12 protein-coding genes are annotated in these 13,960 nt (G+C 30.3%); 9 read left to right on the top strand and 3 right to left on the bottom strand.

The window, feature by feature from the left end:
* The first annotated feature begins 45 nt into the window (after positions 1 to 45).
* The 5 genes from A7L45_RS14340 to A7L45_RS14325 all read left to right on the top strand — a co-directional run bounded on the left by A7L45_RS14340 (position 46) and on the right by A7L45_RS14325 (position 3,233).
* Positions 46 to 540, top strand: a complete 495-nt coding sequence (locus A7L45_RS14340; protein WP_071613423.1) for a DUF6115 domain-containing protein — start codon at positions 46 to 48, stop codon at positions 538 to 540.
* 35 nt (positions 541 to 575) lie between these two features.
* On the top strand, positions 576 to 737 hold the full coding sequence (locus A7L45_RS23540) for a hypothetical protein (protein ID WP_207647787.1): 162 nt from the start codon (positions 576 to 578) through the stop codon (positions 735 to 737).
* On the top strand, positions 734 to 1,516 hold the full coding sequence (locus tag A7L45_RS14335) for a flagellar hook-basal body complex protein (protein ID WP_071613422.1): 783 nt from the start codon (positions 734 to 736) through the stop codon (positions 1,514 to 1,516). The genes A7L45_RS23540 and A7L45_RS14335 overlap by 4 nt, the downstream gene beginning before the upstream one ends.
* 28 nt (positions 1,517 to 1,544) lie before the next feature.
* Positions 1,545 to 2,330: a flagellar hook-basal body complex protein gene (locus A7L45_RS14330; protein WP_071613421.1), complete on the top strand. Its 786-nt coding sequence runs from the start codon at positions 1,545 to 1,547 to the stop codon at positions 2,328 to 2,330.
* Positions 2,331 to 2,471: 141 nt separating this feature from the next.
* Positions 2,472 to 3,233 (top strand): hypothetical protein, encoded by a 762-nt coding sequence (locus tag A7L45_RS14325; RefSeq protein WP_071613420.1) that lies wholly within the window; start codon positions 2,472 to 2,474, stop codon positions 3,231 to 3,233.
* 78 nt (positions 3,234 to 3,311) lie between these two features.
* Here the strand turns inward: A7L45_RS14325 and A7L45_RS14320 are convergent, their stop codons facing one another.
* Entirely contained in the window at positions 3,312 to 4,955 is a 1,644-nt protein-coding gene (locus tag A7L45_RS14320) for a putative manganese-dependent inorganic diphosphatase (protein WP_071613419.1), read from the bottom strand.
* Positions 4,956 to 5,228: 273 nt separating this feature from the next.
* Here A7L45_RS14320 and A7L45_RS14315 point away from each other — a divergent pair, with 273 nt between their 5' ends.
* Positions 5,229 to 7,838, top strand: a complete 2,610-nt coding sequence (locus tag A7L45_RS14315) for a calcium-translocating P-type ATPase, PMCA-type (protein ID WP_459349039.1) — start codon at positions 5,229 to 5,231, stop codon at positions 7,836 to 7,838.
* 82 nt (positions 7,839 to 7,920) lie between these two features.
* Here the strand turns inward: A7L45_RS14315 and A7L45_RS14310 are convergent, their stop codons facing one another.
* Positions 7,921 to 8,340 carry a hypothetical protein gene (locus A7L45_RS14310; RefSeq protein WP_071613418.1) on the bottom strand — a complete coding sequence of 140 codons (420 nt, stop codon included), beginning with the start codon at positions 8,338 to 8,340 and terminating at the stop codon, positions 7,921 to 7,923.
* Positions 8,341 to 8,585: 245 nt separating this feature from the next.
* Between A7L45_RS14310 and A7L45_RS14305 the strand changes: the two genes are divergently transcribed.
* On the top strand, positions 8,586 to 10,880 hold the full coding sequence (locus A7L45_RS14305; protein ID WP_071613417.1) for an AAA family ATPase: 2,295 nt from the start codon (positions 8,586 to 8,588) through the stop codon (positions 10,878 to 10,880).
* A gap of 300 nt (positions 10,881 to 11,180) precedes the next feature.
* On the opposite strand, the gene ychF is transcribed toward A7L45_RS14305, so the two are convergent.
* Positions 11,181 to 12,278 (bottom strand): redox-regulated ATPase YchF, encoded by a 1,098-nt coding sequence (gene ychF / locus A7L45_RS14300; protein ID WP_071613416.1) that lies wholly within the window; start codon positions 12,276 to 12,278, stop codon positions 11,181 to 11,183.
* A gap of 292 nt (positions 12,279 to 12,570) precedes the next feature.
* Here ychF and mraZ point away from each other — a divergent pair, with 292 nt between their 5' ends.
* Together mraZ and rsmH are read left to right on the top strand one after the other, a co-directional pair.
* Positions 12,571 to 12,999, top strand: a complete 429-nt coding sequence (gene mraZ, locus A7L45_RS14295) for a division/cell wall cluster transcriptional repressor MraZ (RefSeq protein WP_071613415.1) — start codon at positions 12,571 to 12,573, stop codon at positions 12,997 to 12,999.
* A 12-nt stretch (positions 13,000 to 13,011) separates the two neighbouring features.
* Positions 13,012 to 13,944 (top strand): 16S rRNA (cytosine(1402)-N(4))-methyltransferase RsmH, encoded by a 933-nt coding sequence (gene rsmH, locus A7L45_RS14290; RefSeq protein WP_071613414.1) that lies wholly within the window; start codon positions 13,012 to 13,014, stop codon positions 13,942 to 13,944.
* Positions 13,945 to 13,960 lie beyond the last annotated feature (16 nt).

The raw sequence follows: 13,960 nt of genomic DNA, 5'->3' as shown, positions 1-13,960 counted from the left end.
AGAGCTTATATACTAATAATTTAATTTAAGATTTGAGGTGAATTTATGACAGGGTTATTAATTTTTATTGGGTTAATTCTTATAATTTTAAATGTGTTGTCTATAAAAAAACAAAACAAGTCCTTTAATGGAGTTTTAGGGAATGCTATGGGAAATATTAAAGATGATGATATTAGGATAGGGGAAATTAGAGCGGAGTTTTCTGAAAGCATTTTAGAACTTCAAAGCGAAATAATGGAAATCAAAGAGATTATGGCTAAAAATAATAAAATACATAAAGATTATGAAGTGGATCACGATAATAAAGAGAACTCGATTACTATAGATGACATTAAACAAGAAAATACGAACATTACATATATAGCTAAGCAAGGCGAAATTGATAGTAGCATCTTAGATAAACCTCATAATAATAGTAATAAAAAAGTTGAGGAAATAAAAAGGTTATTTAGTGAAGGCTCATCTACTGACGAAGTTTGTGAAATATTGCATTTGGGTAAGGGGGAAGTACTATTAATAAAGGATTTATATATAAAATAAAAGGATTAATAGACTTTTTAAGTGATAGAAAACTCTTGATAGGAATAGGAATAGGTTTGATTATGGCATGTATTTTACTCGCTGGTTCAAAGATAAATTATGAAACGAGTAAAGGACAAATTGAAATTAAGGCAAGTGGGTATGGTATGCGTTACCCAGATGATATGCCAATAACTATTAAGGATGTGAAAAAATGATTAGAGCTTTATACACAGCAGTTACAGGACTCATAACTGGAGAAGCAAAGCAAAGTACAGTAACTAATAATATAGCGAATTCGAATACAAATGGATATAAAGCTGAGAATCTTTCTATCAAATCATTTGATGATGTTTTAATACAAAACTATGATAAGATGGTCAATGGTAAAAATACAAAAAATGTTATTGGCTCTCTTAGTCAGGGAAGTAAAGTTGATGATGTAAACACAGATTTTACTCAAGGTGTTCTACAAACGACAGATAAATCTACAGATTTTGCAATTGAGGGAAAAGGCTTTTTTACAGTTCAAAGTAATAACGGAATAACTACCAAAAATTATTATACAAGAACTGGTGATTTTCATGTTGATGGAAGTGGATATTTGGTAACAGATAGCGGAGATAAGGTTTTAGGTAAAAATAGTACAACAAATGCTATAGAACCAATATTTGTAGGTGATGGTAAAATTCAATCTGATAAATACGGAAATATTAGTGTTAACGGTAAAAAACAATATAAATTTGATCTAGTTGACTTTAAAGATTATAATTCTATTAAAAAAGTTGGAGATAACTTGTATGATGGAGCAAATCCTATTCAAAATGCAAATGTTACTGTAAGACAAGGATCCCTTGAAAAATCAAATGTTAATGTAACAAATGAAATGGTAAATATGATGGAGATCATGAGAAATTTTGAAAGTAATCAAAAGGTTATGCAAGCTATTGATACGACTTTGGGAAAAGCTGTAAATGAAGTAGGAACAGTTAAATAAAGCACTATAAAAGGGGGAGTGATTAAATATGTTAAGAATTATATGGGATAGTAAAAGTGCTATGATGGCACAACAAGAAAAGTTAGATACTATATCAAATAATATTGCAAATGTAAATACAAATGGATATAAAAAGCTTAACACAAATTTCAAAGATCTTGTTTACGAGACTATTGATAGAAAAGGATATCCAGTAAGTACGGCTTCAAAAACTACCCTTCAAAATGGTACGGGTGTTAGAGTAGGGGAATGGAAAAGAGATAATACACAAGGTGCACTTACTCAGACAGGCTTATCAACTGATTTGGCTATAGATGGTGCTGGTTATTTTGAAGTAATTCAGCCAGACAATACCAAGGCTTATACAAGGGCTGGTAATTTCCTTTCAGATGCAAGTGAAACTATAGTTGATGAGAAGGGAAACAGATTAAGTATAGTTGATGCCAGTGGCAAAAATATTAATACAGTAAATGGTCGTTATAAATTTACTGCTAATAATTTTCAGGTTGATGAAAGTGGCAATGTATCTATAAAAGGTGTAAATGGTACTGTAGGGAAAATAAAAATTTCAACTGTTGTAGGGGATAATTCTATGATTTCAATAGGCGATAATTTATTTCAGCCCAAACCTGGCACAAAGGTAGTGGATAGTAAAGATTATTCTATTAATCAAGGGTTTTTAGAAGGATCAAATGTTGATATTGCTACTGAAATGACTGATATGCTTATGACTCAAAGAGCTTTTCAGCTTAGCTCAAGTACCTTAAAAACAGCTGATGAAATGTGGCAAATGGCTAATAATTTACGTGGGTAATTAATTTATAATTGTTTTGACATGCTTTTGAAGTATGTCTTTTTTTGTTTATAATAAATAATCAAAAAATAGTTTTAATTGGAGAGAACTCCTCATATATTATTAGTAAAGTACATAATAATATGATTTAGGAGGGTGATCGTGGGAATAGGATATATAATTGGTTGTTTATTTAGCATATTACTGTGGAGAGTGGATAGGCAAAGGATATTTAATTTTATTAATGTAAAATCAAAGGATAAAATTAATAATATATATGTATTACAATTTTTATATCTATTTCTTATATTTATTATATATTTAGGGCTTGTTTTTATAAAAAATAACCAAGTATATAATGCTATTACAGCTTTTATAGTAATAGATATTAGTAATACAGAGAGAAAAAATTTAAAAAACAATGAAAAAAAATATTTTTATGACACAATATCTAGTATAACTAGAGCTCTTATATGCGGATTTATAACACCTTTATTTCTTATTATAATGTTTGGTAACGGCTTAGCAATTGTCTTTACAATATTATATAATTTAAGTGCTGATGAGGACCTGAATCTATTAGGGTTTATTGTGTCTATAGCTAATATAATACCATCAATAATAGCAGAAGTTTTTTTATATATAATTTATGTGTTTAGAAAACGAAATTTAAAGATAAAATTTAAAGGAGATTACATTAGTAATCTTTTTATAGTACCTCTCCTTAATGTTGATATTTTGGCTGCCTTTATAGAATCAGTTAATTTTTATTCTTACCATAATGGCAACAATATGCATTATCTAAAATATTATGGTGATTACAACAATAAAATTGATAACGTATGCATTAAGGATTATTTGAGCATAAGTTATTCTATATGTTTCCTAGTTTTTATAGTTTTTCTTGTTATACAGCTGATATAGAGGTATTTATAATTATAATAAATAAAAAACAAAGCAAATATTTCTCAATAAATGCTTTGTTTTTATTTAATTAAAATTTCAGTTTATTTTACTTAGGGCAACTGTGATAGGTGGTATAACTTGTTTTTTTCTTGAAACAAGACCAGGTATGTATACACCGCTATCTGTTAAATTAACATTAAAAGCTTTTGAAACAATGTCTTTGTGTTCCCCTGAAGCTATTAATACTGAACCGCCATTTAATATATCAGTTAGCATTAATATAATCAAGTTGAAACCATTTTCTGTTGCTTTTTTATTCATTAAATCTATCATGTCATCTTTAATTGCATCGAAACCTTCAATATACATTGTACCAACTTGTGATACTCCTACTTTAAAACCACTAAGCGTAAAAATTTTAAAGTCCTGATAGAAAATTTCCTCAGCTGTTTTACCTTCAAGTGAGGTACCAGCTTTAAACATTTCTTTAGCAAACTCTTCAATATTTAAGTCGGCAATCTGAGCTAATCTTTTTAAAGTGAGCTCGTCAACTATTGTAGATGTTGGTGATTTTAATAATAATGTATCAGAAATAATTGCTGCACATAAAATTCCAGCAACATTTTTTGATGGTCTAATTCCATTTTCAAAGAATATGGTTGCTACGATTGTTGAGGTGCTTCCTACAGGTTCATTTCTAAAATATATAGGTTGACCAGTTTGAACATCCGCAATTCTATGATGATCTATTATTTCTAATATTTCAGCATCTTCAAGTCCGAGTACAGATTGGGTTTTTTCATTATGGTCTACAAGTATAACCTTTTTTTTATTTTCTGATATTAAATGAAATCTTGAAATACTTCCAACCACTTTATTATTTTCATCAAGGACTGGATAACTTCTATATCTAGTCTCAATCATAGTGTATTTTATTTCATCAATAAAATCTTCTGTATTAAAAGTTACAAGATTTTTTCTAGTCATAACATAATCTATAGGAATACTTTGAGTTATCAGCCTAGAAGCTGTAAATGTGTCATATGGTGTTAATACAATTGTACACTTGTTAGTTTTTGCAAGTTCTAAAACCTCAGCTGTTGGTGCATGGTCACCTGTAATAATTACAAGCGATGCTTTTGACTTAATAAGTAAGCACTGTGAATCATCTCTATCGCCACATATTCCAATATCTCCAGCTTCAATTACTGTTTTTGTGCTATCAGGATGCATAGCAGCTACAATAATTTTACCAGTTAGCTTAAAGGGGGTCTCTGGTTTGTATAAACATTTAGCCGATAGTGTATCTAAGATATTTTCAAGGGGTGTATTACTCTTTGCAAGAATAGAATTGTCCCAAATATCTAAATAGTTTGAAGCAAGATTTGAAACTGAAGCTACACCAGCTAGTTGATCATTTTCATCTATTACAGGTAGAGTCTTAACATTCTTTTTCTTCATAATAGACCAAGCCATTTTCAGAGAAATATCCGGTGAAATTGGAGCTACAACATCAATGTCTAAATCAGAAATTTGTGTTTTAACTGTAGTTATAAGTTCAGGTTCAGGTACAGCAAAATATTTAAGAATAAATTTTGTTTCGGAATTTGTTTCACCAAGCCTTATAGGCACAGCAGTAAGTTTACCAGTTTTATTTTTAAATTCTGAATAGGCAATAGCAGAACAAATAGAATCAGTATCTGGATTTTTGTGACCAGTAATATAAACAATGTTTTTCATGTATGTCCTCCTTGTCTTCCCATAGGCAGATAGTAATTATTATCTGCGTGTCGTTTTAACTAATAATTGTTGATAACATTATTTTATATTCAAACTTACATATTGTAAAGAAAAAACCAAATATTCTTTTCATATGTAGGAAAGTAACCACATATATTAGTAAAGAATATAGAATATAGCAATGTAGTTATCTTAAAATAATAAGATGATTACGTAGGAAAGATAGCAGTATAAAATGTTATCTATTTTAAAGAGGGGTAAGGGGGAATATAAGTGTTTAATGAACGAATGTCAAATAACAATACTAAGGATAAAAATAAGTCAAGTGGACTTGGTTATGATAGTATTACCTCATCAAAGGGGCTAACAAATGCAGATGCCGAGAGTAGGCTTAAAAAATATGGGTTTAATAAATTAGAAAGTAAAAAAAAGATATCAGCTCTTCAAATATTTATTTCTCAATTCAATGACTTTATTACTTGGATATTAATTGTGGCAACGGTGCTTTCAGGTCTTATGGGTGAAAAAGCGGATGCAATAACTATATTCATAATAGTTATAATGAATGGAATATTAGGATTTATTCAAGAGTTTAAAACTGAGAAGTCATTAGAGGCGCTTAGTAAGCTTGCAGCACCAACAGCTAAAGTAGTTAGAAATGGAGGAATTTCAGTAATAGATGCAATATATTTAGTGCCCGGAGATCTCGTAATTTTAGAAAGCGGAGATAGAATCCCTGCAGATTGCATTTTGAATGAGTGTAATAACATTATGCTAGATGAATCTTTACTTACTGGAGAATCCGCTGGAGTATCTAAAAGTGCAAGTTCTAAGGAAAATACCATTTATATGGGAACAATAATCCTTACTGGAAAAGCTAAAGCAAAAGTTATTGCAACAGGAATGAGTACGGAAATGGGGAAAATAGCAGATATGCTTCATAGTATAGATAATGAGAGGTCGCCATTAAAAGAACGATTGGCGCATCTTGGAAAAATATTAGTTATACTTTGTATAATAATTTGCTTTGTTGTAACGTTTATGGGAATTTGGCGTGGACAAGATAAGTACGAAATGTTTTTACTAGGAGTAAGTCTTGCAGTAGCTGCAATCCCTGAAGGGTTAACCGCTATAGTTACAGTCGCTTTGGCACTTGGTGTATCTAGAATGCTTAAAAGAAACGCTCTAGTTAGAAAATTACCAGCCGTTGAAACTCTGGGTTGTACTTCTGTAATATGTACTGATAAAACAGGAACCTTAACTGAAAATAATATGACAGTAAAAGCATTTTATTTTGATGGACAGATTTACAATGTTGACAATGACAAAATTCCGTTTAATTTAATGATGAAAAAAGCCTATACATACTGTAATGATTGTAATTATGATTTCAGTGAAAGAAATATTGAAAAGTGTTTATTTGGTGATCCAACAGAAACGGCATTGATTAAAGGCTTTTTCAATAATTCTAAGGATTTACAGGAATTTTTAAACAAAGCTAGACGTGTATATGAAATAGCATTTAACTCAACAAGAAAAATTATGTCTGTTATTGTTAAAGAAGATGGTAGAGAAGTTTGCTATGTAAAGGGTGCCCCTGAACGGGTTATAGAAAAATGTAATTATATATTAATTGATGGACTTATACAGCCTATGCTTCCCGTTTATAAAAATAAACTAATGAGATCGGTTGAGGCTATGTCAAACAAGGCTTTAAGATGTATGGCATGTGCCTATAAGGTGACTGGTATTGTGCATAATGATGATTTGGAAAGTAACTTAATATTTATAGGTGTAGCAGGTATAATCGATCCTCCAAGGAAAGAAGTAAAGGATGCAGTTATAAAGTGTAAGATTGCAGGTATAAGACCTATAATGATAACAGGAGATCATAAAAATACAGCTTATGCTATAGGAAAAGATTTAGAAATCTGTAAATCGCCAGAGGAAGTTATAACTGGAGATGAACTGGATAAATTAAGTGATAAAGAATTAGATAAGAATATTGATAATTTAAAAATATTTGCAAGGGTTAGTCCTAAACACAAGCTAAGGATAGTTAAGGCATTTAAACATAAAAATTATATTGTGGCTATGACTGGGGATGGTGTTAATGATGCACCAGCTATAAAAGAGGCAGATATTGGTATAGCTATGGGGATATCTGGTACAGATGTAACTAAAGAGGCATCATCTATGATTTTACTCGATGACAATTTTGCGACTATTGTTTCTGCAGTTGAAGAAGGTCGCGTTATATATAATAATATAAGAAAATTTATAAGATATTTATTATCTTGTAATTTGGGAGAAGTACTTACCATGTTTTTGGCTTCTTTATTTTATTTAGAGAATCCACTTCTTCCAATTCAAATTTTATTTGTAAATTTAGTTACGGATGGACTTCCAGCTATTGCACTAGGCGTAGATCCTGCAGATACTGATATAATGCTCGAAAAACCTAGAGGAAAAAATGAAAGTGTATTTTCAAGAGGCCTTACAGAAAAGATTATCATACGTGGCTGCCTTATAGGTGTTTGTACTATATTATCATTTATTGGTGGCAAATATTATGGTATGAGTATTGAGGCATGTAGAACACTTGCTCTTGGAACTTTAGTTTTATCTCAACTAATACATGTGTTTGAATGTAGATCTGAAAAGCATTCTTTATTTGAAATTAACCCATTTACAAATATGTATTTATTGGGGGCTGTAAGTATATCGGTAATTATGTTACTTAGTATAGTTTATATACCATTTTTGCAAAGTGTTTTTCATACTATACCACTTAATTTAGGACAATGGTTAATTGTTTTGTTTTTTTCTGGTATTATTTCCTTTATAAATAGTTTGTATTTATATTTAACAAACAAGCACTAATCATCACCGCTAGGTAATTCGTCACATAGCGGTGCTGTTTGTGAATTTAAAAAGCTATATGACAAAAGTCATATAGCTTTTATTACTTAAATCGTTTATCCGCTCTTACTCTTTGTACCTTTTGAGGTGGTGTTCCTTGCTTTTGTGGAACTAAATCTTTTTTCGTAGTCATATTTCTAATGTTAACAATTTGAATATGTTCTCTGTGTTCTTTACCTTTTTTGCCTTTCATTCCTTGAATTATAACAGACTGTCCTTGAAGTACTGATATAAAGGCTATCTTTTTAAACCAACGATGTTTTTTATATATGCACTTAGAAATCGATTTGCTTCCATCAGCCTTTACAAGGATGGTTACTGTTAATTTATAAAATATTCTAAGATAATTTTTCGCTTCCACTTTGACAGATAGAACTCTGCCTTGTGCTTGAGTAAGTCTATCGCCATATCTTTTTAAATAAGCATTTGTGTAGCTATTAGTCAATTTGTCTTTTAATCCCATTAAATTACTCCTTCACAAAAAAAATTATAAAAAATATAAAAAGTCAATAAGCTTATTATATCTTAAGTTGTTATTTAACTCAAGTATTAAAAAGGGTGTATTTATAAATTTATTTTTACAGTATATGTATAAAAAGAGGCGTAATCATAAAATTAGAAAAATTATTAATCCATAATGAGAATATTTGTCCCCAAATGTGTGATTTAAGAATATTAATAGAATAAAGAATTGAAAGGAGGAGGAATATGAGTAAGGAATTAACTCCAAAGGATATAATATATGAATTTGATATTGAGAATATAGATGCAAGGGAAACATTAAATCCCATGCCACAATATTTAGATGTAATAAAAAATATTAAAACTGCTATGAGTATAGATAAAGAGGGTTTTAATGTTTATTTAATAGACGATTTTTCAAAGGAAAGTCTTAACGATATTACTGAATGTGTAGATAAAATCTTTCAGAATAATAGTAAACCAAAAGATATTTGTTATGTATTATATGAAGATGAAAAATCTCCTAAACCTATTATTGTAAGTAATGGGGGTGGAAATAGGTTAAAAGATATACTTGAGGAATTACAAGATGAGTATTTAGAGTGTACATTTCAGTTTTATAATAACTCATCAAATAAAGAAAAAGAGGGGATCCAAGAAGGAATTCAAAAAAAAAGGAATGAACTTATTGGGGGTCTAATAGATATAGCAAAAGATAGAGGTTTTGACATAAAGTCTACTAATAGTGGGTTTACATTCATTCCTTTAAGTAAAGGAAAGGAAATGTCAGAGAATGAATATGATACACTAGATAAAGAGAGAAAAGAAGAAATTTTAGCTACGGCGAAAATTTTAAAAGAAAAAGCTAAAGATACTTTAGAGAAATTAAAAGACTTTGAAGCAAGGGACTTAGAAAAAATAAAACAAATAATGGGAATATACTACAAAAATGAAATGAGCCAATTAAAAGATGATTTTAAAGATATGTTTATGGAAGATAAAGTTGTAGTGGAGTATATTGATATAGTATGTACTAGTATTGAAACAAGACTTGTAGATAATTATTCTATGAATTATGATGATGATGAAGAGCAAATAAATGAGATTATATATAAATATATTATTAATGTAATTGTGGATAACAGCAATAATAAAGTACCACCAGTAATATTTGAGCAAGATCCTAATTTAACGAACTTAATTGGGAATATAGAATATGAAAATCACAAAGGAGTTTATTCAACTAATGTTGGATTTATAAGGAGCGGAAGTTTACTCAAAGCAAATGAAGGGTGTTTGATAATTAGAATAAATAGTTTACTAAGTAACCCTTTAGCTTATAATCAGTTAAAGAAATCTTTATTAGCAGAAAAGGTAGATGTTGGCGCTAACAGTAACCATTATGAGATTATTTCTTTAAACACTTTAAAACCAGAACCTATATCCATCAAAACAAAAATTATTCTTATTGGAGATTACGAGACATACGACTTGCTTTATAATTATGATGTGGACTTTAAAAAAATATTCACTATAATAGCAGAATGTAATCCAGTACAGAATATAGATAATAATCTAAAAAACTCCTTAGTATTTGGAATTAATAAGATTTGCCTTGAAAATAATTTTAAATCACTTACAAATGGAGCTATCAGAGAAGTGGCAAGAATAATGTCTAAGAGGGTAGAAAGTAAGAAAAAAGTTTATTATGACAAACATGAGATTAAAAAATTATTAATATTAGCTAGTAATAAGGTTGAGTCAGAAAATAGATCTGAAATTAATGAAAATGATATAATTGACGTAGGGTACACAAAAAATATTATGGAAAAGGAAATTTTAAATAACTATACTGAAAAGAAAATGCTTATTGATGTTACAAATAGTAAAATAGGACAAGTGAATGGACTATCAGTAATTGATACAGGATATTTTAGTTTTGGTAAGCCAATAAAGATCACCTGTTGTTGTTATAAGGGAGCAGGTAATATAATAGACGTTCAGCAAGAGAGCAATCTAAGTGGTAACATTCATAGTAAATCTATTAATATTCTGAAGGGTTACATGAGTAATATTAATGGCGGGTTTAGTAAACTACCAGTTGATTTCCACGTAAGTTTTGAACAAATATACGGAAAAATAGATGGTGATAGTGCATCGGTTGCAGAAATCATAAGTATGATCTCTGCCTTAAGCAAAATACCAGTAAAGCAAAACATTGCCCTTACAGGTTCGGTAAATCAATTTGGAGAAGTCCAACCTATTGGAGGAGTAAATCATAAAATAGAAGGTTTCTTTGCAGCCTGCAAAGCCTTAGACACTATAAAAGGCAAAGGTGTGTTGATTCCTCTATCTAATGCAGACGATTTGGTTCTAAATGAGGAAGTTGAACAGGAAATTAAAAATGGAAACTTTCATATATACACAATGACCTCGATCGATGATGCAATTCAATTACTAATAGGGGACTCAAATGAGAACTTTGAATCTCTAATGTTAATCATTAGCAAAGAGCTAAAGAAATACAGTAGCAGAAAATAATTAGACGTTGTTGTTAATCATAACATGTTAACAAAAGTATATATTGCGTAAAATGCATTTGAGCAAACCTTAGAAATTCTTAATTTATTATATTTATGTATGCGTTAAGAAACCCACATGTTTGAGCGCAGCGAGTTTGTGGGTTTTAGCATCCATAAATATAATAAATTCTAGAATTTCAAGGTGAAGCGAAACGCAGTTGTAGCAATATATACTTTTGTTATAATGGACATGAGAAAAGCAAGAATTAATGAAAAAAAGCCACAGAACTAATTTCTTAGTATCTGCGGCTTATATTTTTTATACGTTAAATCTAAAGTTGACTACATCACCATCTTGCATAATGTACTCTTTTCCTTCAAGTCTATATTGTCCTTTTTCCTTAGCAGCAGCTTCGCTACCACATTCAACTAATTTATCATAAGAAACTATTTCTGCCCTTATAAAACCTCTTTCTATATCAGAATGAATTTTACCAGCTGCAGCAGGGGCTTTAGTCCCAACGTGTATAGTCCAGGCTCTTATTTCTTGAGGGCCTGCAGTTAAGTAACTCATTAGTCCGAGTAATCTATAACTTGAATGAATAAGTTTATCAAGGCCTGTTTCGTTAAGGCCATATTCTTGTAAAAGCTCCATTTTTTCCGCGTCGTCTAAAGTAGATAATTCTTCCTCTAGGCTTGCACAAACTACAATTACTTCTGAATTTTCATTTTTAGCAAATTCCTGAACTTTTTTAACCATATCATTTTCTGTATTACCAGACATAAGATCATCTTCACTAATGTTTGCAGCATATAATACTGGCTTTGAAGTAATTAGGAAAAGACTGTTTACGAAAATAGTTTCTTCCTCTGTAAAGTCAAGGGTCCTTGCCGGAAGATTTGCTTCAAGGTGTTCTTTTATTCTTTCCATAAGTTCATATTCCATTTTTGCCGTTTTATCTCCAGAACGAACAAGTTTTTGTGATCTTTCGAGGCGCCTCTCTAATACATCAAGATCAGAAAAAATAAGTTCTAGGTTAATGGTGTCTATATCTCGAAGTGGATCAACGTTACCATCTACATGTATGATATTTTCATCTACAAAACATCTTACTACATGAACAATAGATGCAACCTCTCTTATGTGAGATAAAAATTTATTACCTAAACCTTCTCCTTTGCTTGCTCCTTTTACGAGGCCAGCTATATCATAAAATTCAATAGCAGTGTGAATTATTTTTTTACTATCGTAAATACCTTGTAATACGTCCAGTCTTTTGTCTGGAACACTTACAACTCCTACATTTGGTTCTATAGTACAAAATGGATAGTTGGCAGATTCTGCGCCTGCCTTTGTAATTGCATTAAATAATGTGCTTTTCCCTACATTTGGTAAACCTACAATTCCTAGCTTCATATATATGTACATTCCTTTCCTGCGTTTAATATTATTCAGTTCTAATAAATTATACTCTAGATATTATTCTATTTCAAGCTAATGCATTTCAAAGATATTAATGTAATTTTAGTTAATAAATTCAAGTAAAGGATTGAAATGATTTAATTACATTTAAAATTACATTTAAAATTTCAAAAATGATATAAAATAAAGAGGAATTTTTGTTTTTCTATAGAATATTACTTAATAGTGGTTTAAAATGGTTTAAAGTGGTTCAAAGTGGAGTAATAATATAAAGTGGGGTAATATTATGTTTATTGGTGAATATCAACATGCCATTGATAGTAAAAACAGAATGATTATTCCCACAAAATTTCGCGAGGGACTAGGTAGCGAATTTATACTGACTAAGGGCCTTGATGGTTGCTTGTATATATATACAATGGACGAATGGAAGATAATGGAGGAAAAATTAAAAAAACTTCCATTAACGAGTAAGGATGCCAGAGCATTTGTGCGATTTTTTTTCTCAGGTGCAAATGAAATAACAAGTGATAAGCAAGGAAGGGCCTTAATACCACAAAATTTATGTGAATATGCTTCAATTAAAAAGGAAATAGTAAGTATAGGTGTATCAACTAGAATAGAAATATGGGCTAAAGATAAATGGGATAAATATAATGAGTCAGATATGAATTTTGATGAGATTGCAGAAAAAATGAACGAATTAGGTTTATAAAAGGAGATAAAAATGGAGTTTAAACATATATCAGTTTTATTAAATGAGTGTATTGAAGCACTTGATATAAAGGAAGATGGAATTTATGTCGATTGTACATTAGGAGGTGCAGGTCATTCACTCGAAATTTTAAAAAGATTATCTTCTAAAGGAAGGCTTATTGGAATTGATCAAGACGAGGATGCACTAAAGGCTGCAAAGGAAAAGATTAAGGAATTTAATAACGTTACTTATGTACATGATAATTTTTACAATATAAAGACAATACTAGATAAATTAGAAATTGAAAAAGTTGATGGTATTTTTATGGATTTAGGGGTTTCGTCATATCAATTAGATAATACAGAACGTGGATTTAGTTATATGAGGGATGCTAAACTTGATATGAGAATGGACAGAAGTCGCGGAATTACAGCTTTCGACGTTGTAAATAATTACGAAGAAGAGCAAATAGCAGATGTTTTAAGAAATTATGGTGAAGAGAAATTTTCTAAAAGAATTGCAAATTTCATAGTGGATAGGAGGAAGGACAAACCAATTGAAACAACGCTTGAGCTAGTGAATGTTATAGATGCAGCTATCCCTGCAAAGTTTAAGAGAGATGGAGGTCACCCTGCTAAAAGAACTTTCCAAGGCATAAGAATTGAAGTTAACGGGGAACTGAAAATACTTGATAAAGCAATAGAAGATGGGATAGATAGACTAAACTCTGGTGGAAGAATGGCGATTATTACATTCCAGTCACTGGAGGATAGAATTGTTAAAGTTAAATTTAAAAGCTTAGAAGATCCATGTAAATGTCCAAAAGAGTTACCTATGTGTGTGTGTGGTAAAATGCCAATCGTAAAACTTATTAGTAGAAAACCTATAAGAGCAACAGAAGAAGAACTAGAGGTAAATAGTAGGAGCAGAAGTGCAAAACTAAGAGTGGCAGAAAAAATATAGTTCTAAATTGTGGATG

It is taken from the genome of Clostridium estertheticum subsp. estertheticum, assembly GCF_001877035.1.
Taxonomy (GTDB): Bacteria; Bacillota; Clostridia; order Clostridiales; family Clostridiaceae; genus Clostridium_AD; species Clostridium_AD estertheticum.
The sequence above is the reverse complement of the archived record's forward strand: the minus strand, read 5'-3'. Positions and strand labels throughout refer to the sequence as shown.

What these genes read in the sequence shown, in the direction of transcription:
- A7L45_RS14340 (WP_071613423.1), top strand. Translation starts at nt 46, where the DNA reads ATGACAGGGTTATTAATTTTTATTGGGTTAATTCTTATAATTTTAAAT.
- A7L45_RS14335 (WP_071613422.1), top strand. Translation starts at nt 734, where the DNA reads ATGATTAGAGCTTTATACACAGCAGTTACAGGACTCATAACTGGAGAA.
- A7L45_RS14330 (WP_071613421.1), top strand. Translation starts at nt 1,545, where the DNA reads ATGTTAAGAATTATATGGGATAGTAAAAGTGCTATGATGGCACAACAA.
- A7L45_RS14320 (WP_071613419.1), bottom strand. Translation starts at nt 4,955, where the DNA reads ATGAAAAACATTGTTTATATTACTGGTCACAAAAATCCAGATACTGAT.
- A7L45_RS14310 (WP_071613418.1), bottom strand. Translation starts at nt 8,340, where the DNA reads ATGGGATTAAAAGACAAATTGACTAATAGCTACACAAATGCTTATTTA.
- A7L45_RS14305 (WP_071613417.1), top strand. Translation starts at nt 8,586, where the DNA reads ATGAGTAAGGAATTAACTCCAAAGGATATAATATATGAATTTGATATT.
- ychF (WP_071613416.1), bottom strand. Translation starts at nt 12,278, where the DNA reads ATGAAGCTAGGAATTGTAGGTTTACCAAATGTAGGGAAAAGCACATTA.
- mraZ (WP_071613415.1), top strand. Translation starts at nt 12,571, where the DNA reads ATGTTTATTGGTGAATATCAACATGCCATTGATAGTAAAAACAGAATG.
- rsmH (WP_071613414.1), top strand. Translation starts at nt 13,012, where the DNA reads ATGGAGTTTAAACATATATCAGTTTTATTAAATGAGTGTATTGAAGCA.